The organism is Rhodobacter xanthinilyticus (genome assembly GCF_001856665.1).
GTDB classification, from domain to species: Bacteria; Pseudomonadota; Alphaproteobacteria; order Rhodobacterales; family Rhodobacteraceae; genus Rhodobacter; species Rhodobacter xanthinilyticus.
Genome location: NZ_CP017781.1, coordinates 443983 through 470170, shown reverse-complemented (window position 1 = coordinate 470170; position 26188 = coordinate 443983). Strand labels below are relative to the sequence as shown.

Here is a 26188-nt window from a genome sequence, read left to right as displayed (position 1 = left end):
GCGCCGAAGGAACAAGAGGCACGATGACTCGCACCATCCTCGTCACCGGCGGCGCCCGCTCGGGCAAGAGCCACATCGCCGAAGCGCGGACGCTCGACCTCGGGCGCCCCGCCGTCTATATCGCAACGGCGCAGGCTTTCGACAGCGAAATGGAGGCCCGGATCGCCGAGCATCAGGCCCGGCGCGGCCCGGAATGGATCACCCATAGCGAACCGCTCGACCTCGTGGGCGCGCTGCGCGTCACCGACGGGCGCCCGCGGCTCGTCGATTGCCTGACGCTGTGGCTCACGAACCTCATGCTCGGCGGCCATGACTGGCGCGCCGCGGGCCGCGCGCTGATCGCCGCGCTGCCCGAGCAGAGGGCGCCGGTCGTCTTCGTCACCAATGAGCTCGGCGCCGGGATCGTCCCGGAAAACCGGCTCGCCCGTGAGTTCCGCGACGCCGCGGGGCTTCTCAACCAATGGGTCGCGGCAGCGGCGGAGGAAGTCACCCTCGCCGTCTGCGGCCTGCCACTGAAGGTCAAATGATGGAATTCACCGCGCTTTCGCAGATCGCTTCGCTCGCCGATACCCTGCCTGTGGCCGATAGCGCCGCCCGCGAGGCTGCGCTGGCGCGGCAAAACAGCCTGACGAAACCGCCGGGCTCGCTTGGGCGGCTCGAGGAGCTGGCGATCTTCATGGCGGGCTGGCGGGCAACCGCGCGCCCCGTGATCAAGAAGGCGCAAGCCGTTGTTTTCGCCGGGAATCACGGCATTTGCGCGCAGGGGGTGAACCCCTATCCGCAGGAAGTCACCAAGCAGATGGTGGCGAATTTCGAACATGGCGGCGCCTCGATCAACCAGCTGTGCCGCGCCAATGGCGCCGCGCTCTCGGTCGTCGCGCTCGATCTCGACACCCCGACCGCCGATTTCACCCAAGGCCCCGCGATGACCGAGGCCGAGACGCTCGAGGCGATGACCCGCGGCGCGGCGGCGGTGGATCCGACGGCGGATGTGCTGATCCTCGGCGAGATGGGGATCGGCAATTCGACGATCGCGGCGGCGCTGGCCTCGGCGCTCTTCGGGGCGACGCCGGCGGAATGGGTCGGGCCCGGCACCGGCTCGGATGCCGAGGGCATCGCGCGCAAGATCGCCGCGATCGAGGCGGGGCTCGCGCGTCACGGTGGGCTCTCGGCGATGGAGACGCTCGCGGCGCTCGGCGGGCGCGAGCAGGCGGCGATCTGCGGCGCGGTTCTGGCGGCGCGGGCGGCGCATATCCCGGTGATCCTCGACGGGTTCATCTGCACCGCGGCGGCGGCGGTGCTCTACGCGGCCGACCCGCGGCTCCTTGACCATTGCCTCGTCGGCCATGCCTCGGCCGAGCCCGGCCACCGTCGGCTGCTCGCCGCGATCGGGCAAAAACCGGTACTGGAATTCGACATGCGGCTCGGCGAGGGCTCGGGGGCGGCGCTGGCGCTCGGCATCCTGCGCGCGGCGCTCGAGGTGCATAACGGCATGGCGACCTTCGGCGAGGCCGGGGTTTCCGACAAATGATCCGCGCCCGGCTCGCCGAGGTGCAGCTCGCGGTGATGCTGCTGACGCGGCTGCCGGCGGGGCGGCTTGGCGAGCCGGTGCCGGCGCTCGGGGCGGCGGTCTGGGCGTTTCCGCTGGCAGGGCTGGCGGTGGGCGGGATCGGCGCGGCGGTTCTGCTCGCGGCGCTGGCGGCGGGGCTCGCGGCGCCTCTGGCCGCGGGGCTCGCGCTCGGGGCGCAGATGCTCGCGACCGGGGGGCTGCATGAGGACGGGCTCGCCGATCTTGCCGACGGGTTCTGGGGCGGGCGCGACCCCGCGCGGCGGCTCGAGATCATGCGCGATTCGCGGATCGGCTCCTATGGCACGCTGGCGCTGATCGTTTCGGTCGGGCTGCGCTGGCAGGCCGTCGCGGCGCTGGCCGAGACACCGGGGCGGGCGGCGCTCGCGCTGATCGCGGTGGCGATGACGAGCCGCGTCGCCTCGGCGATGCTGCTTGCGCTGATGCCGCCGGCGCGGGCCGATGGGCTCGGGCGCGCGGCCGCGGGCGCGGGGCTCGCGGGCGCGCTGGTCGCGGCGGGGCTCGCCGGGGGGCCGGCGCTCTTCCTCGCGGGGATGGCGGGCGCGATGGCGGTGCAGGCGCTTGTCACGCTTGGCCTTGCGCGGCTCGCGCGCGCCAAGATCGGCGGGCAGACGGGCGATGTGCTCGGCGCCGCCCAACAGCTCGCCGAGATCGCCGCGCTGCTGACGCTCGCGCGTTAACGCTTCTTCAGCGCATCCATCAGCGCCGCCCCGAACGCGCCCGTGGAGGCGCCCTTCGGCCCGGCCTGCATCGGGCCGCGCGGGGCGCCGCCGCCGCCCTTGCCCTTCGGCGCGCCCGTCGCGGGCCCGCGCGCGGCGCGCTCCTCGCGCGCGCTGGTGCCGCCATCCTTGCGCATCGTCAGCCCGATCCGCTTGCGCGGCACATCGACCTCGACCACCGTCACCCGCACCACATCGCCCGCTTTCACGACCTCATGGGGGTCTTTGACGAACCGATCGGCGAGCTGGCTGACATGCACGAGCCCATCCTGATGCACGCCGATATCGACGAAGGCGCCGAAGGCCGCGACATTCGTGACCGTGCCCTCGAGCACCATCCCGGGTTTGAGGTCGGTGATCATCTCGACCCCCTCGGCAAAGCTCGCGGTCTTGAAATCGGGGCGCGGGTCGCGGCCGGGTTTCTCGAGCTCGGCCAAGATGTCGCGCACGGTCGGCAGGCCGAAATCCGCGGTCACGAAATCCTCCGCGCGCAACCGTTTGAGCGCGGAGCTGTCGCCCATCAAGGCGCGGATGTCGCGCCCGCAGGCGGAGACGATTTTGCGCGCAACATCATAGGCTTCCGGGTGCACGGCGGAGGCATCGAGCGGCTCCTTGCCATCGCGGATCCGCAAGAAGCCCGCGCATTGCTCGAACGCCCGCGGCCCGAGCCGCGCGACCTTGAGAAGCTCGCGCCGCGAGGCAAAGGCGCCATGCTCGTCGCGATGCGCGACGATCGCTTCGGCCAGCCCCGGCCCGAGCCCCGAGACATGCGCCAGAAGCGGCGCCGAGGCGGTGTTGAGATCGACGCCGACCGCGTTCACCGCATCCTCGACCACCCCTTCGAGCGCATGGCCGAGCTTCGATTGATCGACGTCATGCTGATACTGCCCGACGCCAATCGACTTCGGCTCGATCTTGACCAACTCGGCCAGCGGGTCTTGCAGGCGCCGCGCGATCGAGACCGCGCCGCGCAGCGACACGTCGAGCCCGGGGAATTCGCGCGCGGCGAGCTCCGAGGCCGAATAGACCGAGGCACCCGCCTCCGAGACCACGACCTTCACCGGCGCCTTCACCCCCGCGGGCAGCGCCTTCAGCAGGTCGGCGACCATCTTCTCGGTCTCGCGACTGGCGGTGCCATTGCCGATCGCGATCAGCTCGACCCCATGGCGCGCGATCAGCGCCATCAGCGTGGCCTGCGCGCCGCGCAGATCCATCTTCGGCTGGAACGGATAGACCGTCGCGGTCTCCAGAAGCTTGCCGGTGGCATCGACGACGGCCACCTTGACGCCCGTGCGGATCCCCGGATCGAGCCCCATCGTGGTGCGCGCCCCGGCCGGCGCGGCCAGAAGCAAATCCTTGAGATTGCGCGCAAAAACCCGGATCGCTTCATCTTGCGCGCGGCCGCGCAGATCGCCCAGCAGGTCGAGCATCATCGACAGCGACAGCTTCACCCGCCAGGTCCAGCCCGCGGTTTTGCGCAGCCACTCATCGCCCTTGCCGCCCCCCCGCGCCTCGAGCACCGCCGCGACCATCGCCTCGGCCCGCGCCACGCCCTCTTCATCGGGCGCGATATCGAGCGTCACGATCCCCTCGTTCGAGGCGCGCAGCATCGCCAGCGCCCGGTGCGAGGGCACATCGGCCCAGCGCTCGCGGTGGTCGAAATAATCGGAGAATTTCGCGCCCTCGGCCTCCTTGCCGGCGACGACCTTGGCGGTCAGGAACGCCTCGCGGTGCAGATAGGCGCGCAAGGCCCCCAGAAGCTCGGCGTTCTCGGTCAGGCTCTCGGCGACGATATCGCGCGCGCCGGTCAGCGCGTCCTTCACGCTCGGCACCGCCTCCGAAAGGTAGCCCGCGGCGAGCGCCTCGGGGTCGGCCATCCGGTCGGCCAGGATCGCCTCGACCAGCGGCCCGAGGCCGTTTTCGCGCGCGATCATCGCCTTGGTGCGGCGCTTGGGCTTGAAGGGGAGGTAGATGTCCTCGAGCTCGGCCTTGGTCACCGCGCGGGCGAGGCGGGTGGCGAGGTCGTCGGTCAGCTTGCCCTGCTCGTCGATCGATTTCACGATCGCGGCGCGGCGGGCCTCCATCTCGCGCAAATAGGCGAGGCGGTCGGCGAGGGTGCGCAGCTGGGTATCGTCGAGCCCGCCGGTGACCTCCTTGCGGTAGCGCGCCACGAAGGGCACGGTCGCGCCCCCGTCGAGCAGGCCGACCGCCGCGGTGACCTGATCTGCGCGGGCGCCGATCTCTTGCGCGATGGTTGCGGCGATACGGGCTTCGGCGATCACGGGCGGCCTCCTGCATTGATCCGGGCGGCCTTCATAGCCGCGCGGGGCGCGCGCGCCAAGCCCTTCCCAACGCGCGCTCGAGGCCCCATATTGAGGGCGCAATCGCCCGAGGGCCGCATGTCGCTTGTCGCACTCCTCATCATCGGCGCCGCCGCCGGTTTTCTCGCCACCCGCCTGATGAAGATCGAGGCGGATATCCCCACGACGGTGGCGGTGGGGGTGATCGGCGCGCTGGTCGGCGGGCTCGTGCTGCGGTTCTTGACGATGGTCGGCGGCTGGATGGCGGGTTTCGTCGGCGCGGTGGCGGGGGCGGCGCTGATCTTGTGGCTCTGGCGCCGCTACGGGGGGAGATGATGCCGGTTCTTGCCTTTCTCGGCCTTGGCGCCACCCGGGTGGCCGGCATCGCCTTCGCGGTGGTGCTGTGGCTTGCGACGCGGCCCGGCGGCTGGGCGGTGATCGCGGCGGGCGCGCTCGTGGCGGTCAAACTTCTTCCCGAACATCATTAGTTATTTCAAGGAGTTGCCTGTGTATTCCGAAACCCTCTCCGGCGGCGATATCGTCCTTCTCGCGCTCACCGGCTTTGTCATCCTGTGCGTCTTCCTCGGCGTGCGGATCGTGCCGCAATCCGAAAAACATGTGGTCGAGCGGTTTGGCCGGCTGCGCGCGGTGCTCGGGCCCGGGATCAACTTCATCGTGCCGTTCCTCGACCGGGTGGCGCATAAAATCTCGATCCTCGAGCGCCAGTTGCCCTCGACGCGGCAGGACGCGATCACCGCCGACAACGTGCTCGTGCAGGTCGAGACCTCGGTCTTTTACCGCATCATCGAGCCGGAAAAGACCGTCTACCGGATCCGCGATGTCGATGCCGCGATCTCGACGACGGTCGCGGGGATCGTGCGCTCCGAGATCGGCAAGATGGAGCTCGACACGGTGCAATCGAACCGCGCGGGGCTGATCGGCACGATCCAGTCGAGCCTTGCCAATGTCGTCGATGACTGGGGGATCGAGGTGACGCGGGCCGAGATCCTCGATGTGAACCTCGATGAGGCGACGCGGGCGGCGATGTTGCAGCAGCTCAACGCCGAGCGGGCGCGGCGCGCGCAGGTGACCGAGGCTGAGGGCCGCAAGCGCGCGGTCGAATTGCAGGCCGATGGCGAGCTTTACGCCGCCGAACAGGCCGCCAAGGCGCGCCGGGTTCTGGCCGATGCCGAGGCCTATGCGACCGGGGTGATCGCCGAGGCGATCGCGCAAAACGGGCTCGAGGCCGCGCAATATCAGGTCGCGCTGAAACAGGTCGAGGCGCTGACGACGGTGGGCCAGGGCGAGGGCAAACAGGTCGTGCTGTTGCCCGCGGCCGCGCTCGATGCGTTTTCGAACGCGTTTTCGCTGATGAAGGGGAAGGCGTGATGCTCTGGCAGGAAGCGTGGCTCTGGATCGCGGCGGGGATCGTGCTCGGCATCCTCGAGATGCTGGTGGCGGGGTTCGTGCTGCTGGGCTTTGCGATCGGGGCGGTTGTGGTGGGGTTCCTCGTCTGGCTGGGGGTGCTGGGGGCGAGCCTGCCGCCGCTTCTGCTGGTTGCGGCGGCGACGGCGCTGCCGGTCTGGCTCGTCGCGCGGCGGCTGGCGGGGGTGCGCGCCGGGCAGAGCAAGCTCTGGGATCGCGATATCAACGAGAATTGAGGTCTGACGCGCGCGAGGGGCTGGATTTTCGCGCGCGCGCGTCTTAGGGAGGCGCAAACGCTTCAGGAGAGACGCATGAGCAACAAGGACTTCCCGCGCGAGGCCGAAGGTCTCGCTTTCGTCGTCAAATCGGTGACCGTGGCGCTGGTCGCGCTCGTCGCCTATCTGTTCATCGCCAACCCGATGGCGGGCGATTCGAGCTCGACCACGAGCGCGACCGTGCACCATAGCGCCGCGCACTGAGCGCCGCGCCCCGGTGCGATGAGGCGGCCCCCGGGCCGCCTTTTTCTTTGCTCAGACGCCGGCGATCTCGGCCAGAATCGCCTGCGCGGCGGCGAGCGGGTCTTCGGCCTTCCAGATCGGGCGGCCGACGACGAGGTGATCGGCCCCCGCGCCGAGCGCCGAGGCCGGGGTCTCCACCCGCTTCTGATCGCCGAGCGCCGCGCCCGTCGGGCGCACGCCCGGGGTGACGATCAGCTTGCCCTTCGCCTCGGGCAGCGCGCGGATCACCGCGGCCTCCTGCGGGCTCGCGATCACGCCATCGGCGCCCGCCTCGAAAGCGCGCCCCGCGCGTTCGGTCACGAGATCGGCGATCGCGCCCTCCTTGATCAGCGCGCCGTCGAGATCGGCCCGGTCGAGCGAGGTCAGGATCGTCACCGCGAGGATCTTCATCTCCTTGCCGGCGGCGCCCTGTTTGGCGGCCTTCACGACATAGGGGTCGCCGTGGACGGTCAGGAAATCGAGGTCATATTGCGCAAGGCCGCGCACCGCGTTCTCGACGGTGGCGCCGATGTCGAAGAGCTTCATGTCGAGGAAGATCTTCTTGCCGAATTCGAGCTTGAGCTCATTGGCGAGCGCCAGCCCGCCGCCGGTCAGCATGCCAAGGCCGATCTTGTAGAAGGAGACCGAGGCGCCCAGCGTCTTGGCGAGGCCGAGGCCCTCGAGCGCGTTGGGGACATCGAGCGCGACGATCAGGCGGTCGTCGGCGGGCAGAAGAGCGGTCATGGCGGATCTCCGGTGAGCTGGCGAGGGGCGCGGCCTGGGCGCAGGCCTGCGGACAAACGCCTGCCTTTTGCGCCGCAAAACCCGCCCGGTCAAGGGAAAGCGGCCTTTCCGGACAGGCCAAAGGGCCCAGACAGGCCAAAGGGCGGTAGGAGCCGCATCCTGCGCCCCCCCGCCCGCCCTTGGACCCGAGCCCGGACCCGTTTCGGGGCCCCGCTCAGGATCTGTGCCCAGATCCCCCTCCGACCTGACTTCGGAGCGTTTCGTCCGCGGGCCTTCTGGCCGCAGGTTATCTCAATAGCGGTCGATGCCGCGCCGCCGCGCCTCGCGCATCAAGGCCCGCACGAGCCGCTCATGGCTCAGATCGGGGTGCGCATAGACCCGCACCGGCACCCGCAGCGGCGCGGGCATGACCGGGGCGAAAAACTCCACCACCGCCTCGAAGCGGCGCCGCGCGGCGTTATAGACCAGCTCGGCGATACGGGTGGCAAAGGTCTGGATCATCGGCGGCCTCCTCTGTTGCATTTACCTTGAACGAAATTAGTTTCCATTTCGTTCCTTCCGCCGGGCCCGTGCGAAAAATCTGTGGCCAGAAGGTCGCAGCCCCTTGAACCGGGCGCGGCGCGGGGCCAACTTTCTTGCAAGACCCGGCCAGTGGCGTGCCGATTGGGCGCTGCGTTTTCCGGGGGCTTCAGCAAAGGAGATACCGATGAACATGGAGAAGTTCACGGAGCGGTCGCGCGGTTTTATCCAATCCGCTCAGACAATTGCGATGCGTGAGGGGCACCAGCGCGTGGTGCCGGAGCATCTGCTCAAGGCCTTGATGGATGACGAACAGGGGCTCGCGTCGAACCTGATCCGGCGTGCGGGCGGCGAGCCTGCGCGGGTGACCGAGGCGGTCGATCTCGCGGTCTCGAAGCTGCCGAAGGTTTCGGGCGGCGACGGGCAGGTTTATGTCGAGCAAAGCCTCGTGCGGGTGCTCGACGAGGCCGAGACGATCGCCAAGAAGGCGGGCGACAGTTTCGTGCCGGTCGAGCGGATCCTCATGGCGCTCGCGATGGTCAACACCCGCGCCAAGGATTGCCTCGATCAGGGCGCGGTCACCGCGCAAAAGCTCAACAGCGCGATCAACGATCTGCGCAAGGGTCGCACCGCCGATTCGGCCTCGGCCGAGGAGGGCTATGACGCGCTCAAGAAATATGCCCGCGACCTGACCGCCGCCGCCGAGGAAGGCAAGATCGACCCGATCATCGGCCGCGACGACGAGATCCGGCGCACCATGCAGGTGCTCTCGCGCCGCACCAAGAACAACCCGGTGCTGATCGGGGAACCCGGCGTCGGCAAAACCGCGATCGCCGAGGGCCTTGCTCTGCGGATCATCAACGGCGACGTGCCCGAGAGCCTGCGCAACAAGAAGCTCCTCGCGCTCGACATGGGCGCGCTGATCGCGGGGGCGAAATATCGCGGCGAGTTCGAGGAGCGGCTGAAGGCGATCTTGAAGGAGATCGAGGCGGCCGCGGGCGAGATCATTCTCTTCATCGACGAGATGCACACGCTGGTCGGCGCGGGCAAATCGGACGGCGCGATGGATGCGGCGAACCTGATCAAGCCGGCGCTGGCGCGCGGTGAGCTGCATTGCGTGGGCGCCACCACGCTCGATGAATATCGCAAATATGTCGAGAAGGATGCGGCCCTTGCGCGGCGGTTCCAGCCGGTGATGGTCGAGGAGCCGACCGTCGAGGACACGATCTCGATCCTGCGGGGCATCAAGGAGAAATACGAGCTGCACCATGGCGTGCGGATCTCCGACTCGGCTCTGGTGGCGGCGGCGACGCTCTCGCATCGCTACATCACCGACCGGTTCCTGCCCGACAAGGCGATCGACCTCGTGGACGAGGCGGCGAGCCGTCTGCGGATGGAGGTCGACAGCAAGCCCGAGGAGCTCGACGCGCTCGACCGGCAGATCCTGCAGATGCAGATCGAGGCCGAGGCGCTCAAGCGCGAGGATGATGCGGCCTCGAAGGACCGGCTCGAGAAGATCGAGAAGGATCTGGCCGAGTTGCAGGACCGTGCCGCGGCGATGACCGCGAAATGGCAGGCCGAGCGCGACAAGCTCGAGGCGAGCCGCGATGTGAAGGAGCAGCTCGACCGCGCCCGCGCCGAGCTCGATCAGGCCAAGCGCGAGGGCAATTTCGCAAAGGCCGGCGAGCTGCAATACGGGCGGATCCCGGAGCTCGAGAAGCGCTTGGCGGAGGCCGAGGAGAAAGAGGACGGCCAGATGGTCGAGGAGGCCGTGCGGCCCGAGCAGATCGCCGAGGTGGTGGAGCGCTGGACCGGCATCCCGACCTCGAAGATGCTCGAGGGCGAGCGGGAGAAACTCCTCAAGATGGAAGAGGAGCTGCACAAGCGCGTCATCGGCCAGGATGCGGCGATCACCGCGGTGTCGAACGCGGTGCGGCGCGCGCGCGCGGGGCTCAATGACGAGAACCGGCCGCTCGGCTCGTTCCTGTTCCTCGGGCCGACGGGTGTGGGCAAGACCGAGCTGACGAAGGCGGTCGCCGAATATCTCTTCGACGATGACACGGCGATGGTGCGCATCGACATGTCGGAGTTCATGGAGAAACATTCGGTCGCGCGGCTGATCGGGGCGCCTCCGGGCTATGTCGGCTATGATGAGGGGGGCGTTCTGACCGAAGCGGTGCGGCGCCGGCCCTATCAGGTCGTGCTCTTCGACGAGGTCGAGAAGGCGCACCCGGATGTCTTCAACGTGCTCCTGCAGGTGCTCGATGATGGCGTTCTGACCGATGGTCAGGGCCGCACGGTCGACTTCAAGCAGACGCTGATCGTGCTGACCTCGAACCTCGGAAGCCAGGCGCTCAGCCATCTGCCGGAGGGCGCCTCGAGCGAGGATGCCAAGGCCGAGGTGATGGAGGCGGTGCGGGCGCATTTCCGCCCCGAGTTCCTGAACCGGCTCGACGAGATGGTGATCTTCGACCGGCTGACGCGGGCCAATATGGACGGGATCGTCGCGATCCAGCTCAAGCGGCTCGAGAAACGTCTGGCGGCGCGCAAGATCGCGCTCGATCTCGACGCGGCCGCGCAGATGTGGCTGGCGGACGAGGGCTACGACCCGGTCTATGGCGCGCGCCCGCTCAAGCGCGTGATCCAGCGCGCGTTGCAAGACCCGCTGGCCGAGCTGATCCTGAGCGGGGCGGTGCGCGACGGCGAGGTGATCAAGGTCTCGGCCGATGCGAGCGGGCTGATCGTCGGCGGCAAGGTTCAGGCCTCCAGCCGCGAAAAGCCGGCCGCGGCGCCGGTGCACTGATCGAAGGGGGCGGGGAAACCCGCCCCTTTCCTTTTGGGGCCGTCGCGGGGGGCGCTGCCCCCGTCCTGCGGACTCCCCCGGGATATTTTTGGCAAGATGAAAGCCCCTTCTTCTTGGCCCAAATACGCATCCCCCTCGCCGCTTGCACACAGGCGCGGTAGAGTGGCGCCATGCCTGCGCTGTGCCGAGATTGTCTGAGCGTTTTCGATGGCGCGCCCGCGCGTTGCCCGGCCTGTGGGCGGGGGCGGGTTCTGGCGCATCCTGAGCTCTTTTCGCTCTCGATCGCGCATCTCGATTGCGACAGTTTCTATGCCTCGGTGGAGAAGCGCGACGCGCCCGAGCTCGGGTCGAAGCCGGTGATCGTGGGGGGCGGCACGCGGGGCGTGGTCTCGACCTGTTGTTATATCGCGCGGATCTCGGGGGTACGCTCGGCGATGCCGATGTATCAGGCGCTCAAGCTCTGTCCCGATGCGGTGGTGATCCGGCCGCGGATGGCGCATTACGCCGGGGTTTCGGCGGCGATCGGGGCAAAGATGCGCGCGCTGACGCCGCTGGTCGAGCCGCTCTCGCTCGATGAGGCGTTTCTCGATCTGACCGGCACCGAGCGGCTGCATGGGGCGCCGCCGGCGGTTTTGATGGCGCGGCTCGCGCGCGAGATCGAGGCGGAGATCGGGGTGACGGCTTCGGTCGGGCTCTCGCACAACAAGTTTCTGGCCAAGATCGCCTCGGATCTCGACAAGCCGCGCGGGTTTTCGGTGATCGGGCGGGGGGAGACGGAGGAGTTCCTGCGCGACAAGCCGGTGTCGCTCCTGTGGGGGGTGGGGGCGGCGACGCGGGCGATGCTCGGGCGGGCGGGGTTGCGCACGCTGGCCGATATCCGCCGGGCGGGGCGCGAGGCGATGGTGGCGCGCTTTGGGCAGAGCGGGGCGCGGCTGCATGCGCTGGCGATGGGGCAGGATGCGCGCCGGGTGAGCCCCGATGAGCCGCTCAAATCGGTCTCGCATGAGACCACCTTCGAGGCGGATCTGAGCGATCGCGCCGCGCTGAAGGCGCAGCTTTGGCATATGTGCGACAAGACCGCCGCGCGGATGAAGGCCAAGGGTCTCGCGGGGCGGGTGGTGGTGTTGAAGCTGCGGCGGGCGGATTTCTCGGCGCTTTCGCGGCAGCATCGGCTGAGCGAGCCCTCGCAGCTCGCCGATACGCTCTACCGCGAGGCAGAGCGGCTTTTCGATGCGCTCGAGGAGCGCGGGCCGTTTCGGCTGATCGGGGCGGGCTATGGCGAGCTCACCCCGGCCGATGGGCGCGACCCGATCGGCGATCTGCTCGACCCGCAGGCAGGCGCGCGCGCCGGGGCCGAGCGGGCGGCGGATGCGATTCGGGCGAAATTCGGCGCCGGGGCGATCGGGCTGGGGCGCGGGTTCAAGCGCGAGGGCTGATCACTCGGCCGCGAGGCGCCCCCCCTCGGCGCCGATCGCGGCAAGGCTCGCCACCGCGCGGGCCATCAGCGCCGCGAAGGGGCCAAAGCGCAGCCCGGGGCGCACGGTCGCTTCATCGAGGTAGAGCGCGCGCGAGATTTCGACCTGCACGACCTCGATCCCCTCGGCGGGGCGGCCGTAGCGCGCGGCGATATAGGCGCCCGCGAAGGGGGCGTTGCGCGCCACCCGCAGCCCGAGCCCGGTGAAGACCTCCTCGATGGCGGCGACGGTGGCCGCGCGCGCCGAGGCGCCGTAGCGGTCGCCCAGCACGATCTCGGGGGCGCCGCGCGGGCCCGGCTCGATCGCCTCGGAGGGCATCGAATGCATGTCGAGGAGAATCGCCCGGCCAAAGCGCGCGCGGGTTTCCTCGAGGAGCGCGCCGAGTGCGTCGTGATAGGGGCGCCAGGCCTCGGCGAGGCGCGCCTCGGCATCGGCGAGACCGATCTTGCCCGAATAGATCGCGCGGCTGCCCGAGACCACGCGGGGAATCACCCCCAGCCCCGCCGCGACGCGCGGCCCGCTGCCCGCACGGCGGCCGAGATCCTCGATCAGCGCCGGGTCGAGCTCATCGGGCGCGCGGTTGAGATCGACCCAGGCGCGCGGCAGCCGCGCCGCGATCAGCGCCGCGCCGACCCCGGGCGCGGTCTCGAGGAGGCGGTCGACATAAGCATCCTCGGAGGAGCGCAGCGATTCGGGCGAGAGCGCCGTGCGCGCGCGCAATGCGGCCGGATAATCGCGCCCGGAATGGGGCGAGGCGAAGACCACCGCGCTTTGCGCAGGCGCGGGGCGCCAGAGGCGATAGGCCGGGGTCTCGGTCAGGGCTGCGGGCATTGTCTCTCCGATTTTCGCCCCCAGACTACACCGATTTGATTTCTCTCCAAAACCCTCTTGCATGCGCCGCCGACTCTGCTTATAGACCCGCTCACCGACGCGGTTCTCCCGCGTCTTTTCTTTCGGGAAGAGACGAGAGGCGAGAATCACCGAGGATGTGGGCGGTTAGCTCAGCGGTAGAGCACTACGTTGACATCGTAGTGGCCACTGGTTCGATCCCAGTACCGCCCACCATTCACCGCTCCCGCAAGGGGGTAAAAGCTCAAGGCGCACGCGCGCCGCGAAAAGGAGATGACCTATGAAGGTTCGTAACTCGCTCCGCTCGCTCAAGCAGCGTCATCGCGATTGCCAGATCGTGCGCCGCAAGGGCCGCGTCTATGTGATCAACAAGACGCAGAAGCGCTTCAAGGCCCGTCAGGGCTGAGGCACTCGAGCCACGGATTTCAAGGCCGCGCTGGGGAAACCCGCGCGGCCTTTTCCTTTTGCCGGAAGGGGGGCTCTGCCCCCGGGCCGAGGCAGAGCCTCGGCCTCCCCCGGGATATTTTCACATCGTTGAAATCAGTCGTATTTGCGCAGATCGTCGATGACCTTGCCGTCATTGGGCAGCGAGCCGGGTGGCACCAGTTCGATCGTGCCCTTCAGTTTGAGCGCCGAGACGATGCCGGCGGCGTAGCGCGCAGGCGCGTCGGCCTCGGTCTCGATGCGCACGGTCATCGCATCCATCTCGCCCTCGCGGGTGGCGATGACGCGGGCGCGGGTGACCTCGGGGTGGGCGGCGACGAAGGCTGCGACCTGTTCGGGGCGCACGAACATGCCCTTGATCTTGGTGGTCTGATCGGCGCGGCCCATCCAGCCCTTGATGCGCCGGTTGGTGCGCCCGCAGGGGCTCTCGCCGGGCAGGATCGCGCTCAGATCGCCGGTGGCGAAGCGCACCAGCGGGTAATCGGGGTTGAGCGTGGTCACCACGACCTCGCCGACCTCGCCATCGGGGACCGGGTCGCCGGTGCCGGGGCGGACGATCTCGACGATCACGCCCTCGTCGAGGATCATCCCCTCCATCGCCTCCGTTTCGTAGGCGATATTGCCCAGATCGGCGGTGGCGTAGCATTGCAGGCAGGTGATGCCGCGCTCGGCATATTCGGCGCGCAGGCTCGGGAAGAGCGCGCCGCCGCCGACCGCGGCGCGGGTGATCGCGAGGCGTTCGCCCATCTCATGGGCCTTGTCGAGGATCACCTTCAGATAATCGGGGGTGCCGGAATAGACGGTGGTGCCGATATCGACCGCGGCGCGGACCTGAAGCTCGGTCTGGCCGGTGCCTGCGGGCAGGACGGCCGCGCCCACCGCGCGCGCGCCGCTCTCGAAGATCATCCCCGCGGGGGTGAGGTGATAGCCGAAGCAGTTCTGCACGATATCGCCCTGCCCCACCCCGCAGGCATGCAGGAAGCGGCCCATCCGCCACCAGTCATGGCGCATCTCGCCCGGCTCGTAGATCGGGCCGGGGCTCTGGAAGATATGGGCGAAGGCGGCGGCGGGTTTCACCGTCATGCCGCCAAAGGGCGAGGCGGTTTTCTGCGCCGCGCTCAGATCGGATTTGCGCAGCACCGGCAGTTTCGCCAGCGCCTCGGCCGAGGTCACCGTGGCCGGATCGAGAGCGCCCAGATGCGCCGCGAGCCCCGGGGTGCTGAGCGCCCGCGCGAGCACCTCGGGCAACACCCGGGAGAGCGCGGCCGCGCGCTCATCGGCGGAGCGGGTTTCGAGACTGTCATAGTAGCGGCTCATCCGGGCCCTCATCCTTGCAGCGGGCTGCGCGAAAATGCTGCGCAGCAATCTTTTCGTTTCAACGGGTTGGATCAGGCGAGCCAGCGCTTGCGGCGGCGGTAGCTGCGCACATCGCGGAAGCTCTTGCGGCCGTCGTCGGACATGCCGAGGTAGAATTCCTTGACGTCGGGGTTCTCGCGCAGCGCCTGCGCCGGGCCATCCATCACCACGCGGCCGCTCTCGAGGATATAGCCGTAATGGGCGTAGCGCAGCGCGACGTTGGTGTTTTGCTCGGCGAGCAGGAAGGTCACGCCCTCGCCCTCGTTCACCGCTTTCACGATCTCGAAGATCTGCTCGACGAGCTGCGGCGCGAGGCCCATCGAGGGCTCGTCGAGCAAGATCGTCTCGGGGCGGCTCATCAGCGCGCGGCCCATCGCGACCATCTGTTGCTCGCCGCCCGAAGTATAGCCGGCCTGGCTCTTGCGGCGCTCCTTGAGGCGGGGGAAATAGCTGTAGACCATCTCGAGATCGCGGGCGATCGCGGCGCGGCCATCGGTGCGGGTATAGGCGCCGGTGAGCAGGTTGTCCTCGACGGTGAGATGTTCGAAGCAATGCCGCCCCTCCATCACCTGGATCACGCCCTTGCGCACGAGATCGGCGGGCGCCATGTCCTGCACGCGCTCGCCGCGGTAGAGGATCGAGCCCTTGGTGACCTCGCCGCGTTCGGATTTGAGCAGGTTCGAGACGGCTTTCAGCGTGGTGGTCTTGCCCGCGCCATTGCCGCCCAGAAGCGCGGTGATGCCGCCCTTGGGCACGCTCAGGCTGACGCCTTTGAGCACCAGGATGACGTGGTTGTAGATCACCTCGATGTTGTTCACTTCGAGCAGGGTCTCGGTCTTGGCGGCGTCGAGCATGATGGTCTCCCTCGGGGTGGTCCCCGGCCGCGTTGCGGGCGGCCGGGGAGATCGGCTTAGTTGCAGCGCTCGGTGATGCCCGATTCCTTGGCGAAGGCCGCGGAATCCTCGGCGATCAGCGGGTCGACCACATCGGCATCGGCGGTGATCCAGTCGGAGACCGCGCCCCAGGTCTTGGCGCCCGCATCCCATTGCAGGATCATCGCCGAGCCCGGGCCGCCATGGTCGGCGCAGCTCGCCGCGATCGGCTGGGCGAAGTTCGGCAGGCCGAGCTCGGTCAGCCGCGCTTCGGTGAGGTTGAGGTTCTCGAAGCCCTCGCGCACCTCCTCGGGGGTGACCGCCGCATGGCCCGCGCGCGCCTGCGCCTCGCGGATCGCCTCGGAGATGATCATCGCCGCATACATGCCGCGCGAGTAGAGCACCGAGCCGAGCTCATCGGCCGCGCCCGTCGATTTGCCCGCGTCGAAGACGTATTTCTTCAGATCCTGATAGACCGGGTATTCGGCGCCGACGCCGTGGAACGAGATCGACTTGTAGCCGTTCGCGCCCGCGCCCGCCGGGCCCACGTCATTCTCCGAGCCCGACCACCAGATGCCGATGAAATTCTCCATCGGGAACTTGATGTTCACGGCTTCCTGGATGGCGACCTGGTTCATCACGCCCCAGCCATACATGATGACGTAATCGGGCTTGTCGCGGCGGATTTGCAGCCACTGCGATTTCTGCTCCTGGCCGGGGCTGTCGACGGGGATCGTCGAGAGCGTGAAGCCGTGTTTCTTCGAGAGCTCCTCGAGGGTGCGGATCGGCTCCTTGCCATAGGCGGAGTTGTGGAACACCAGCGCGACCTTCTTGCCGTTCAGATCGCCGCCGTTCTGATCGAGCAGATATTTGATCGCGACCGAGGCGCCGTCCCAGTAGTTCGCCGGGTAGTTGAAGACCCATTCGAAGACCTTGCCGTTCGCCGCCGAGGTGCGCCCGTAGCCCGGGGTGTAGAGCACATGCTTGTCGGCGGTGACCTTCGGGATCAGCTGATAGGTGATGCCGGTCGAGAGCGGGTTATAGGCGAGCGCGCCCTGACCCTTGGTGCTCTCGTAACATTCGACGCCCTTCTCGGTGTTATAGGCGGTCTCGCATTCCGGCACGACGATCTTCTCGCCGCCGATGCCGCCATCGCGCTCGTTCAGGAGCGTGAAGTAATCGTTGAACCCGTCGGCATAGGGGATGCCGTTGGCGGCATAGGGCCCGGTGCGATAGCTCAGGTTCGGCACGACCAGATCGGCGAAAGCCGGGGTCGAGGTTGCGGCGATGGCCGCGGCCGCAAGCGCGGCGAAGGTGGTCTTCATACGTTTATCCTCCCAGAACGTATTCGGATTTTCAGGTTTGGCCGGTTGCCCGGTCTGTCGAAAGGGTGCCCGCCCCGCTCAATGCGGGAAGGGCCAGAGCCGCAGCTTCTCCTTCGCCACACGCCACAGCTGCGCGAGCCCATGCGGTTCGGCGATCAGGAAGATCACGATGAGCGCGCCCACGATCATCAGCTCGATATGGGCGGCAAGGTCGGTCGGCCAGCCGAGCGTGCCGACGAGAAGGTTCTTCAGAAGCACCGGCAGAAGCACCAGGAACGCCGCCCCCGCGAAGGAGCCGAAGATCGAGCCGAGGCCCCCGATGATCACCATGAAGAGGATCAGGAAGGACTTCTGGATGCCGAAGGCCTCGCCCACCTCGGCCGCGCCGAGATAGACCGCGAAGAAGAGCGCGCCCGCGATGCCGATGAAGAAGGACGAGACCGCGAAAGCCGTGATCTTGGCCGAGAGCGGGTTCACCCCGATGATCTCGGCGGCGATGTCCATATCGCGGATCGCCATCCATTTGCGCCCGACCGTGCCGCGGGTGAGGTTGCGCGCCACCACGGCCACGATCGTCAGCATCACGAGGCAGAACATGTATTTCGCCATCGCCGAGGTCTGCGCGCCGGTGACGAAGACGCCGAAGATCGTGCGGTCGGGGGCGTTGATCTGCCCGGACGCCGAATAGTTGTAAAACCACGGCACCTTGTTGAAGAGCCACACCAGGAAGAACTGCGCCGCGAGCGTCGCCACCGCGAGGTAGAAGCCCTTGATGCGCAGCGAGGGCAGCCCGAAGAGCACGCCGACCGCCGCCGTGATGCCGCCCGCGATCAGCACATGGATGAAGACCGAGACCTCGGGGAAGGCGGTCATCAGCTTGTAGACGGCGTAAGCGCCCACCGCCATGAACCCGCCGGTGCCGAGCGAGACCTGCCCCGCGTAGCCCACCAGGATATTGAGCCCGATCGCCGCGATCGCATAGATCAGGAACGGCACGAAGACCGCATTCGCCCAGTAATCATTGATCAGGAGCGGGATCACCCCATAGGCCACGGCGAGCACCGCATAAAAGCGCAGCCGGTCGAACTTGATCGGGAAGGTCTGGTTATCCTCCCGGTAGCTGGTCTTGAAATCACCTGCCTCACGATAGAACATCCGCTCAGCTCCCCGTCGTCTGCGGCCCGTGGGCCAGATTGAATTGAACGTTCATGCTCACACCCGCTCGATGATCTTTTCGCCAAAGAGGCCCTGCGGACGGAACACGAGGAACAGGAGCGCCAGCACATAGGCGAACCAGTTTTCCGTTGCGCCGCCGATCAGGGGGCCGGCGAAGAATTCGAAGAGTTTCTCGCCCACCCCGATGATCAGCCCGCCGACGATAGCGCCCGGGATCGAGGTGAACCCCCCCAGCATCAAGACCGGCAGCGCCTTCAGCGCGATCAGCGAGAGCGAGAATTGCACCCCCGATTTCGAGCCCCACATGATCCCGGCGACAAGCGCGACGAAGCCCGCGATGGACCACACGAGGATCCAGATGAAGCGCAGCGAGATCCCGACCGAGAGCGCGGCCTGGTGGTCATCGGCCACCGCGCGCAGCGCCCGGCCCTGTTTGGAATACTGGCTGAAGAGGGTCAGCGCGGTCACCAGCGCCACCGCCACCACGGTCGCCACGATATCGAGGTTGTCGATGAAGAACCCATAGCCGAAGAGGCTGTCGGTCAGGCCCTCGACGGTCTCCGAGATCCCCTGCGGCAGGCCGACATCGAGCTTCTTGATATCGGCGCCCCACATCACATCGCCAAACCCCTCGAGGAAATAGGCCATCCCGATCGTCGCCATGAAGAGGATGATCGGCGGCTGGTTGACGAGGTGTTTGAGCACGAGCTTCTCGATCGCGAGTGCGAGCAGGACCATCACGCCGAGCGTCAGCAAGATCGCAAGCAGCGAGGGCACGGTCCAGCCGAAGCTCTCGACATGGAGCCCGGTCATCGCATTGATCAGATGGGCGAAGGGCACCTGGCCTTGCTGGATGCCGACCAGCGTCAGCGCGGCGAAGAGCGCCAGCACCCCTTGCGCATAGTTGAAGATCCCCGAGGCCTTGTAGATCAGCACGAAGCCCAGCGCGACGAGCGCATACATGACCCCGGCCATCAGCCCGTTGAGCGTCACTTCCATTGCGAACAGCAGTTGATCAGGCATGACGGCCCCCCTTCGGTTCAGTGGTCAGATCAGTCATGGGCGACCCCCAGATAGGCGTCGATCACGGCCTGGTTGTTGCGGATCTCGTCGGGCGGGCCGTCGCCGATCTTCTTGCCGTAATCCATCACGACAACGCGGTCCGACAGATCCATCACCACGCCCATGTCATGTTCGATCAGCACGATCGTGGTGCCGAATTCGTCGTTCACATCGAGGATGAAGCGGCACATGTCCTCCTTCTCCTCGACGTTCATCCCCGCCATCGGCTCATCGAGCAGCAGCATCTTCGGCTCGGCCGCGAGCGCGCGGGCGAGCTCGACGCGCTTCTTGAGGCCATAGGGCAGCCGCCCCACCGGCGTCTTGCGGATCGCCTGGATCTCGAGGAAGTCGATGATCTTCTCGACCTTCTCGCGATGCGCCTCTTCCTCCTTCGAGGCGCCGCCCCACCACATCGCCTGGCTCAGGAGCCCCGATTTCATCAAGGTCAGCCGCCCGGTCATGATATTGTCGAGCACCGACATCCCGTCGAAGAGCGCGATGTTCTGGAAGGTGCGCGCGATGCCCATCCGGGCGACCTGATAGGGGCGCATCGGCCCACGCTGATAGCCCTTGTACCAGACGCCCCCCTCGGTCGGCGTGTAGAAGCCCGAGATCACGTTCAGCATCGAGGATTTCCCCGCGCCGTTCGGCCCGATGATCGCGCGGATCTCGCCGTCGCGGATGTCGAAGCTGATATCCTTGATCGCCACCACGCCGCCAAAGCGCAGGGTGATGTTGCGCAGCTCCATCAACGTGCCGCCGATCTTGCGGCCGTCGGCGGTGATATATCCCTCTGACATGGCGTTCATTCTGCGGCGATCCTCTGTTCGGGGGCGACCGAGGCATCGGCAAGGCGCAGCGTGGCCTTGATCGCGCCCTTGCGGCCGTCCTCGTAGGTCACTTCGGTCTCGGTGTAGATGCTGTCGCGCCCGTCATAGAGCGCCTCGATCAGGTCGGCGTATTTCTCCGCCACGATGTTGCGGCGCACCTTGCGGGTGCGGGTCATCTCGCCGTCATCGGCGTCGAGCTCCTTGTGCAGGATCAAGAAGCGATGGATCTGGCAGCCCGCGAGCATCGGGTCTTGCGCGACCGAGGCGTTCACCTCGTCGATATGGCGCCCGATCATCTCATAGACCTTCGGATGGCCGGCGAGCTCCTGATAGCTCGCATAGGCGATGTTGTTGCGCTCGGCCCAGTTGCCGACCGCGGTCAGGTCGATGTTGATGAAGGCGGTGCAGCGATCACGTCCCGCGCCAAAGACGACGGCCTCAAGGATGTTGGGGTAGAACTTGAGCTTGTTTTCCACGTATTTCGGGGCGAACAGCCGTCCGTCGGCCATTTTGCCGACATCCTTGGCGCGGTCGATGATCCGAAGATGGCCGGTGCCCTCTTCGAAGAAGCCTGCATCCCCGGTCGCGACCCAGCCCTCGGCGTCCTTGGTCGAGGCGGTGCTGTCGGGGTTGTTGTAATATTCCACGAAGGTGCCGGGCGAGCGGTAATAGACCTCGCCGGTCTCGCCGATTTTGACCTCGACGCCGGGCGAGGGCACGCCCACGGTATCGGAGCGCACCTGACCGTCGGGCTGCTGGGTGATGAACACCGAAGCCTCGGTCTGGCCATAGAGCTGTTTGAGGTTGATGCCGAGCGAGCGGTAGAAATCGAAGATCTCCGGCCCGATCGCCTCGCCCGCGGTATAGCCCACCCGCACCCGCGAGAAGCCGAGCGCGTTCTTCAGCGGCCCGTAGATCGCGAGCTCGCCCAGCGCGTAGCGCAGCCGCTCCACCGCGCCCACCGGCTTGCCATCGAGCACCCGCGGCCCGATCTTGCGCGCCAGCGCCATGTAATGGTCAAAGAGCCATTTCTTCACCCGACCCGCGTCTTCCATGCGGATCATGACATTGGTGAGCTGCCCCTCGAAGACCCGCGGCGGCGCGAAGAAATAGGTCGGCCCGATCTCGCGCAGATCCGACATCATCGTCGCGGCGTTTTCCGGGCAGTTGACGGTGAAGCCCGCCCAATAGGCCTGACCGATCGAGAAGATGAAATCGCCCACCCAGGCCATCGGCAGATAGGCCAGAACCTCTTCCATCCGCGTCAGGCGGTCGAAGTCGCAGCTGTTCTTGGCGGTCTCGATGATGTTGCGGTTCGAGAGCACCACGCCCTTCGGCTTGCCCGTCGTGCCCGAGGTGTAGAGCATCACGCAGGTGCTGTCATAGGTCAGCTCGGCGATGCGCCGGTCGAGCTCCTCGTCATAGCGGTAGTGGCTCGCGCGGCCGGTGGCGATCACATCCTCGAGCGCGTTCATCCGGCTGTGGTCATATTTCCGCATGCCGCGCTTGTCGGTATACATCACCTGCTCGATCGTGTGGATCCGGTCCTCGACCTCGACGACCTTGTCGACCTGTTCCTGATCGCCGCAGATCACGAAGCGCGCGCCGCAATGGCCGAGCACATAGGCCATCTCCTCGGCCACCGCATCCTGATAGAGCGGCACCGGCACCGCGCCGCACATCTGCGCCGCGACCATCGCCCAGTAATGCGCCGGGCGGTTGCGCCCGATGATCGCGATATGGTCCCCGCGCTCGACGCCGAGATCCATGAACCCCAGCGCCATCGCCCGGATCTCGGCCGCGGCCTGCGCCCAGCTCCAGACCTGCCAGATCCCGAATTCCTTTTCCCGATACGCCGGATAGCCGCCGTAACGCGCCACGTTCCGCGCCAAAAGCGCAGGAATCGACTGCGGAGTGCTCTCCGCCGCCCTTGCGTCAGCCATATGTCCTCCCTCGTGCCGGTCACCCGGCCTCTCCCCGTGCGGCGGGGGGCTCCTCAACCGCCCCGCTGCCTTGGGCTGACCCTGACGACGAAGTTTTGCGGCACTTTTACCAAAATCTTACGAATCCTTGTCGCGCCGATTTCGGGCTTTTTCCGCGGGCGGCGGGGTGTTAGCCCTTGGGCCGGGAGGACGGGATGCAAAGCGAGGACACACGCCAGAGGCTGACGCAGGCCGGGCTCAACCTGATCGGTCAGGCGCTCTCGATCTTCGATCGCGATCTGCGGCTCGTCGTCTCGAACGAGCAATACCGGCGCATGTTCGACCTGCCCGAGGAGCTGACCCGCCCCGGCACGCCCTTCGAGGAGACGATCCGCTTTCTCGTCGAGCGCGGCGAATATGGCGCGCCCGAGGATCTCGAGCTCGAGGTCCTGCGCCGCGTCGAACAGGCCCGCCATTTCCAGCCCCATTACATGGAGCGCACCCGCACCAACGGCCGCACGATCTCGGTCGAGGGGGCGCCCCTGCCGCAGGGGGGCTGGGTCACGGTCTATACCGACATCACCGAGATCAAGCGTCAGGAGGCGCTCTTGCGCGCCCGCTCCGAGGAGCTGTCCGAGCGCGTCCTCGAGGATGCCGAGCGGCTGGCGGCGGCGAACCGTGCGCTTGGCGCGACCAATGCCGCGCTCGAGGAGGCACAGCGCGAGCTGACCGCGATCGAGGCGCGCACGCGGCAGGTGACCGAGATGATGCCGGCCCATATCGCCCATATGGATCGCGATTTCGTCTATACGTTCTCGAACCGGCGGCTGACCGCGGTGATGCCGGGCTCGCTCGATGATCCGGTGGGCCAGCCCGCGGCGAGCGCGCTTGGCGCGGTCACTTTCGCGCGACTCAAGCCCGGCTTCGAGCGGGCGCTCGTGGGCGAGGCGAATGTGCAGGAGATCACCCATGCGCCCTCGGGTCGGCGGATCCGCGTCGCGCTGACCCCCGATCGCGCCCCCGATGGCGCGGTGCAGGGCGTCTATATCCTCTCGACCGATGTCACGCTGGAGACCCAGACCCGCGCCGCCCTCGCGCAAAGCGCCAAACGCGAGCTCGCCGCGCAGCTGACCTCGGGGCTCGCGCATGATTTCGCCAATATCCTGACGATCATCCTCGGGCTGCAAGGCCGGCTCGAACGCGCCCGCGATCTGCCGCCCGAGGCGCGCGAGGCGGTGCGCGCCACGCTCGCGGCGGCGCGGCGCGGCGGCGCGCTTCTCGACCGGATCGCTGCGATCTCGGGCAAGCGCGCGCTGCGCCCCCAGGCGGTCGAGCTGCGCCCGCTGATCGAGGATCTCGCGGCGATGGCGCGGCCGAGCCTTGGCGATCACGTCACGCTCGAGACCTTCGTCGGCGGGATCCCGGGCGCGGTGCTGCTCGACCCCGGCCAGATCCAGGACAGCCTTCTGAACCTGATGCTCAACGCCCGCGACGCGATGGGCCCGCGCGGCGGACGGATCCGCGTCGAGGTGCATCCGGTGCGCGACACCTGGATCGAGATCATGGTCTCCGACACCGGGCCCGGGTTCTCGCGCGAGGCGCTCGAGCACGCGCTCGAGCCGTTCTTCACCACGAAAGGCGGCGAGGGCTCGGGGCTCGGGCTCTCGATGGTCTATGACCAGACGAAACTCGCCGGCGGCACGCTGCGCCTCGAAAACCCGATCGAGGGCGGCGCGCGGATCACGCTGCGCCTGCCGATGCGCCGCCCCGCCGCGCCCGCCGCGCCGACGCTCGTGCTGCTTGTCGAGGACAACCCCGAGATCCGCGCCGGCACCCGCGAGATGCTCTGCGCGATGGATCACACGGTGATCGAGGCGGCGAGCGTGGCCGAAGCCGAGGCGCTGCTCGCGCTGCCCGATATCGGGCTCGTGCTCTCCGATATCCAGCTCGCCGGCGCCGAGACCGGCGTCGATCTGGCGCGGCGGATCGGCGCGCGGCTGCCGGTGGTGCTGATGACCTCGCTGCCGCCGGGCAACGACCTGCGCGCCGCGGCGCCCTGTGCGGTGCTGCAAAAACCCTTCGACGCGGCGACCCTTGCCGCCACCCTTGCCGGAGCCCGCACATGACCGCGCCCCATGTCGCCATTCTCGACGACGAACCCGAGATCCGCCGGATGCTCGCCGAAACCCTGACCGAGGCGGGTTTTCGCACCACGACCTATGGCCGCGCCACCGAATTCGAGGCCGCGCTGAAACGCACCGCCTTCGATGCCTGCCTCGTCGATCTCGGCCTGCCCGACCGCGACGGGCTGGCGCTCGTGCATCGGCTCGCGCTCGAATCGGGCGCGGCGATCATCATCATCTCCGGGCGCGCGCAGGTGCAGGACCGGGTGACCGGGCTCGAACTTGGCGCGGATGATTACATCATCAAACCCTTCGATCCCGCCGAGGTGGTGGCGCGGCTGCGCGCGCGGCTGCGCAAGCCCCGCGCCGAGGCCGCCCCCGCCGCCCAGATCGCCCATTTCGCCGGTTGGCGCGCGGCCTTCGACCGCTATGTGCTGATCGACGCCGAGGGCCGCGAGACCCCGTTCAGCCATGCCGAGGGCGAGGTGCTGCGGCTCTTTCTCGACGCGCCGAACCGGCTTCTGACCCGCGCGCAGATGCAAGAAAACCTCGGCGGCATCGCGGGGGAGAGCTTCGACCGGGCGATGGATGTGCGGATCTCGCGGCTGCGCACCAAGCTCGGCGAGGACCCGAAGAACCCGCGGCTGATCAAGACGATCTACGGCGCGGGCTATATCTTTCTGGGCGAGGTCCGCTGGGAGTGATTTTGCGCTGGCATCCGGGGCGGGGTTCTGATTCCCTGCCTCAGAAAGGCCCGCCATGCTCACCATCTTGCTCCATCGCCCCACCGCCCGCAGCTTCTACCGCGTTGAAATCACGGATAATCTCTTCGGGGAATATTCGGTCTTGCGCGAATGGGGCCGGGCCGGGCGGCGCGCGGGCGCGCGGGTGAACTGGTTTGGCAACCTGCGCGAGGCGGCACAGGCGGCGGATCGCTGGCGCGGCCGGGCGATCGCACGCGGCTACCGGCTGAGCGAGCGCGCGGTCGCGCCATGAAGGAGACGGGGATGCGCGTTCACTGGTGCGGGACGGGGCTGAGCTCGGGGCCGGGGCTGCGCCGGCTGATCGACGCGGGGCACGCGCTCACCGTCTGGACGATCGACGAGCCCGCGGCCTATGCGCTGCTCGAAGGGCGCGCGGCCGAGATCGCGCGCTTCTCGCTCGAGGGCTTGGGCGCGGCCACGCAACCGGGCGATGTGATCGTCTCGATGCTGCCGCCCGACATGCACCATGAACTCGCCCAGATCGCGCTCGCCCATGGCGCGCATTTCGCCTGCTCCTCCTATCTCTCGCACGGGCTGCGCCGGCTCGATGACGCGGCAAGGGCGGCGGGGCTGAGCTTCGTCGCCGAGGTCGGACTCGACCCGGGGATCGACCATCTGATGGCCCATGATCTCGTCGCCGATTACCTCGCGAGCGCCGCTTTCGCGCCGGGCAACACGCTCTCCTTCCAAAGCTATTGCGGCGGCGTGCCCGCGCACCCCAACGCGTTTCGCTACAAATTCAGCTGGTCGCCGCTCGGCGTGTTGCGGGCGCTGAAATCGCCCTCGCGCTCGATCCGGCATTTCTCGGAGCTGAGCGTGAAACGCCCCTGGGAGGCGGTGAGCCGCTACGACGCGCCGCTGCCGCGCCCGGAGACCTTCGAGGTCTACCCCAACCGCGACAGCCTGCCCTTCCTGCACGAATACCGCTTCGATCCGGCCTGGAAGATCGAGGATTTCGTGCGCGGCACGATCCGGCTGATGGGCTGGGCAGAGGCCTGGGAGCCGGTGTTCCGCGCGCTTGAAGATGAGGGGCCCGAGGCCGAGGAGCGCCTCGCGACCCTCGCCGATGAGCTCTGGCGCGCCTACCCTTACGAGGCGGGCGAGCCCGATCGCGCGGTTCTGGTCGTGTCGCTTGCCGCCAAGGCCGAGGGGCGGCCGGTCTGGCAGAAATCCTGGGTGCTCGACGCACAGGGCGATGCGCGCGGCTCGGCGATGGCGCGGCTCGTGTCGGGGACGGTGTCGCTCGCGGTCGAATCGATCCTGCGCCATGAGATGCCGGCGGGCGTGCATCCCGCGCCGCATGATCCGAAGCTCGTGAAAAGCTGGCTCGGCGCGCTTGAACGCGAGGCGCAATACCTCGCAAAGCTCGATCACCTTGGCTGAAGCCGGGGGCGT

26 protein-coding genes and 1 tRNA gene are annotated in these 26188 nt (G+C 67.8%); 16 read left to right on the top strand and 11 right to left on the bottom strand.

Annotated elements, in window-relative coordinates; genetic code table 11:
• The first annotated feature begins 23 nt into the window (after window positions 1-23).
• Genes cobU through cobS form a run of 3 tightly spaced genes read left to right on the top strand, consistent with a single transcriptional unit; the run spans window position 24 to window position 2268 of the window.
• Window positions 24-527 carry a bifunctional adenosylcobinamide kinase/adenosylcobinamide-phosphate guanylyltransferase gene (cobU, locus tag LPB142_RS02320; RefSeq protein ID WP_068766232.1) on the top strand — a complete coding sequence of 168 codons (504 nt, stop codon included), beginning with the start codon at window positions 24-26 and terminating at the stop codon, window positions 525-527.
• A complete protein-coding gene (gene cobT, locus LPB142_RS02315; protein ID WP_071165390.1) occupies window positions 524-1531 on the top strand; it encodes a nicotinate-nucleotide--dimethylbenzimidazole phosphoribosyltransferase in 1008 nt (335 codons plus the stop codon). The genes cobU and cobT overlap by 4 nt, the downstream gene beginning before the upstream one ends.
• Window positions 1528-2268 (top strand): adenosylcobinamide-GDP ribazoletransferase, encoded by a 741-nt coding sequence (gene cobS, locus LPB142_RS02310; protein ID WP_071165389.1) that lies wholly within the window; start codon window positions 1528-1530, stop codon window positions 2266-2268. The genes cobT and cobS overlap by 4 nt, the downstream gene beginning before the upstream one ends.
• Here cobS and LPB142_RS02305 read toward each other — a convergent pair.
• Window positions 2265-4589 carry a Tex family protein gene (locus LPB142_RS02305; RefSeq protein WP_071165388.1) on the bottom strand — a complete coding sequence of 775 codons (2325 nt, stop codon included), beginning with the start codon at window positions 4587-4589 and terminating at the stop codon, window positions 2265-2267. The genes cobS and LPB142_RS02305 overlap by 4 nt on opposite strands.
• 117 nt (window positions 4590-4706) lie before the next feature.
• On the opposite strand from LPB142_RS02305, the gene LPB142_RS02300 reads away from it, so the two are divergent.
• The 5 genes from LPB142_RS02300 to LPB142_RS18920 all read left to right on the top strand — a co-directional run bounded on the left by LPB142_RS02300 (window position 4707) and on the right by LPB142_RS18920 (window position 6511).
• Window positions 4707-4943: a GlsB/YeaQ/YmgE family stress response membrane protein gene (locus LPB142_RS02300; RefSeq protein WP_068766236.1), complete on the top strand. Its 237-nt coding sequence runs from the start codon at window positions 4707-4709 to the stop codon at window positions 4941-4943.
• Window positions 4943-5095 (top strand): hypothetical protein, encoded by a 153-nt coding sequence (locus tag LPB142_RS18925; protein WP_156506840.1) that lies wholly within the window; start codon window positions 4943-4945, stop codon window positions 5093-5095. Before LPB142_RS02300 ends, LPB142_RS18925 begins: the two co-directional genes overlap by 1 nt.
• A 19-nt stretch (window positions 5096-5114) precedes the next feature.
• On the top strand, window positions 5115-5996 hold the full coding sequence (locus tag LPB142_RS02295) for an SPFH domain-containing protein (RefSeq protein WP_068766237.1): 882 nt from the start codon (window positions 5115-5117) through the stop codon (window positions 5994-5996).
• Window positions 5996-6268 (top strand): NfeD family protein, encoded by a 273-nt coding sequence (locus LPB142_RS02290; RefSeq protein ID WP_071165387.1) that lies wholly within the window; start codon window positions 5996-5998, stop codon window positions 6266-6268. Before LPB142_RS02295 ends, LPB142_RS02290 begins: the two co-directional genes overlap by 1 nt.
• A 75-nt stretch (window positions 6269-6343) precedes the next feature.
• Window positions 6344-6511, top strand: a complete 168-nt coding sequence (locus LPB142_RS18920; protein WP_156506841.1) for a hypothetical protein — start codon at window positions 6344-6346, stop codon at window positions 6509-6511.
• Between the two features lie 51 nt (window positions 6512-6562).
• Here the strand turns inward: LPB142_RS18920 and pyrF are convergent, their stop codons facing one another.
• Both pyrF and LPB142_RS02280 read right to left on the bottom strand, forming a co-directional pair.
• Window positions 6563-7273 (bottom strand): orotidine-5'-phosphate decarboxylase, encoded by a 711-nt coding sequence (gene pyrF / locus LPB142_RS02285; RefSeq protein WP_071165386.1) that lies wholly within the window; start codon window positions 7271-7273, stop codon window positions 6563-6565.
• Between the two features lie 291 nt (window positions 7274-7564).
• Window positions 7565-7774, bottom strand: a complete 210-nt coding sequence (locus tag LPB142_RS02280; RefSeq protein WP_071165385.1) for a hypothetical protein — start codon at window positions 7772-7774, stop codon at window positions 7565-7567.
• A gap of 205 nt (window positions 7775-7979) precedes the next feature.
• Here LPB142_RS02280 and clpB point away from each other — a divergent pair, with 205 nt between their 5' ends.
• Together clpB and LPB142_RS02270 are read left to right on the top strand one after the other, a co-directional pair.
• Window positions 7980-10595, top strand: coding sequence for an ATP-dependent chaperone ClpB (clpB, locus tag LPB142_RS02275; protein WP_071165384.1), 2616 nt, complete (start codon window positions 7980-7982; stop codon window positions 10593-10595).
• A gap of 170 nt (window positions 10596-10765) precedes the next feature.
• On the top strand, window positions 10766-12031 hold the full coding sequence (locus LPB142_RS02270; RefSeq protein WP_068766242.1) for a DNA polymerase IV: 1266 nt from the start codon (window positions 10766-10768) through the stop codon (window positions 12029-12031).
• Here the strand turns inward: LPB142_RS02270 and LPB142_RS02265 are convergent, their stop codons facing one another.
• Window positions 12032-12901 (bottom strand): N-formylglutamate amidohydrolase, encoded by an 870-nt coding sequence (locus tag LPB142_RS02265; RefSeq protein ID WP_156506842.1) that lies wholly within the window; start codon window positions 12899-12901, stop codon window positions 12032-12034. It abuts the gene before it with no gap.
• 159 nt (window positions 12902-13060) lie between these two features.
• Here LPB142_RS02265 and LPB142_RS02260 point away from each other — a divergent pair.
• Together LPB142_RS02260 and ykgO are read left to right on the top strand one after the other, a co-directional pair.
• Window positions 13061-13135 (top strand) — tRNA-Val (locus LPB142_RS02260).
• Between the two features lie 64 nt (window positions 13136-13199).
• On the top strand, window positions 13200-13325 hold the full coding sequence (gene ykgO / locus LPB142_RS02255) for a type B 50S ribosomal protein L36 (RefSeq protein WP_013069105.1): 126 nt from the start codon (window positions 13200-13202) through the stop codon (window positions 13323-13325).
• 134 nt (window positions 13326-13459) lie between these two features.
• Here the strand turns inward: ykgO and LPB142_RS02250 are convergent, their stop codons facing one another.
• From LPB142_RS02250 to LPB142_RS02220, 7 genes are all read right to left on the bottom strand, one after another.
• Window positions 13460-14680, bottom strand: a complete 1221-nt coding sequence (locus tag LPB142_RS02250) for a phenylacetate--CoA ligase family protein (protein WP_071165383.1) — start codon at window positions 14678-14680, stop codon at window positions 13460-13462.
• 71 nt (window positions 14681-14751) lie between these two features.
• Window positions 14752-15573, bottom strand: a complete 822-nt coding sequence (locus LPB142_RS02245) for an ABC transporter ATP-binding protein (protein WP_068766244.1) — start codon at window positions 15571-15573, stop codon at window positions 14752-14754.
• A 56-nt stretch (window positions 15574-15629) separates the two neighbouring features.
• Window positions 15630-16916, bottom strand: coding sequence for an ABC transporter substrate-binding protein (locus tag LPB142_RS02240; protein WP_071165382.1), 1287 nt, complete (start codon window positions 16914-16916; stop codon window positions 15630-15632).
• Window positions 16917-16994: 78 nt separating this feature from the next.
• Entirely contained in the window at window positions 16995-18071 is a 1077-nt protein-coding gene (locus LPB142_RS02235) for a branched-chain amino acid ABC transporter permease (protein WP_068766246.1), read from the bottom strand.
• 57 nt (window positions 18072-18128) lie between these two features.
• Window positions 18129-19115: a branched-chain amino acid ABC transporter permease gene (locus LPB142_RS02230; protein WP_071165381.1), complete on the bottom strand. Its 987-nt coding sequence runs from the start codon at window positions 19113-19115 to the stop codon at window positions 18129-18131.
• 29 nt (window positions 19116-19144) lie between these two features.
• On the bottom strand, window positions 19145-19963 hold the full coding sequence (locus tag LPB142_RS02225; protein ID WP_068766248.1) for an ABC transporter ATP-binding protein: 819 nt from the start codon (window positions 19961-19963) through the stop codon (window positions 19145-19147).
• A complete protein-coding gene (locus LPB142_RS02220) occupies window positions 19960-21927 on the bottom strand; it encodes a long-chain fatty acid--CoA ligase (protein WP_071165380.1) in 1968 nt (655 codons plus the stop codon). Before LPB142_RS02220 ends, LPB142_RS02225 begins: the two co-directional genes overlap by 4 nt.
• A 194-nt stretch (window positions 21928-22121) precedes the next feature.
• Between LPB142_RS02220 and LPB142_RS02215 the strand changes: the two genes are divergently transcribed.
• The 4 genes from LPB142_RS02215 to LPB142_RS02200 are packed head-to-tail and all read left to right on the top strand — an operon-like array spanning window position 22122 to window position 26176.
• Window positions 22122-24032: a hybrid sensor histidine kinase/response regulator gene (locus LPB142_RS02215; protein WP_071167090.1), complete on the top strand. Its 1911-nt coding sequence runs from the start codon at window positions 22122-22124 to the stop codon at window positions 24030-24032.
• Window positions 24029-24733, top strand: coding sequence for a response regulator transcription factor (locus tag LPB142_RS02210; protein WP_071165379.1), 705 nt, complete (start codon window positions 24029-24031; stop codon window positions 24731-24733). The genes LPB142_RS02215 and LPB142_RS02210 overlap by 4 nt, the downstream gene beginning before the upstream one ends.
• Window positions 24734-24788: 55 nt before the next feature.
• The gene (locus tag LPB142_RS02205) at window positions 24789-25025 is read left to right on the top strand and encodes a WGR domain-containing protein (protein WP_071165378.1); all 237 of its coding nucleotides are present in this window, start codon (window positions 24789-24791) and stop codon (window positions 25023-25025) included.
• Window positions 25026-25036: 11 nt separating this feature from the next.
• Window positions 25037-26176: a saccharopine dehydrogenase C-terminal domain-containing protein gene (locus tag LPB142_RS02200; protein ID WP_071167089.1), complete on the top strand. Its 1140-nt coding sequence runs from the start codon at window positions 25037-25039 to the stop codon at window positions 26174-26176.
• Window positions 26177-26188: the final 12 nt, after the last annotated feature.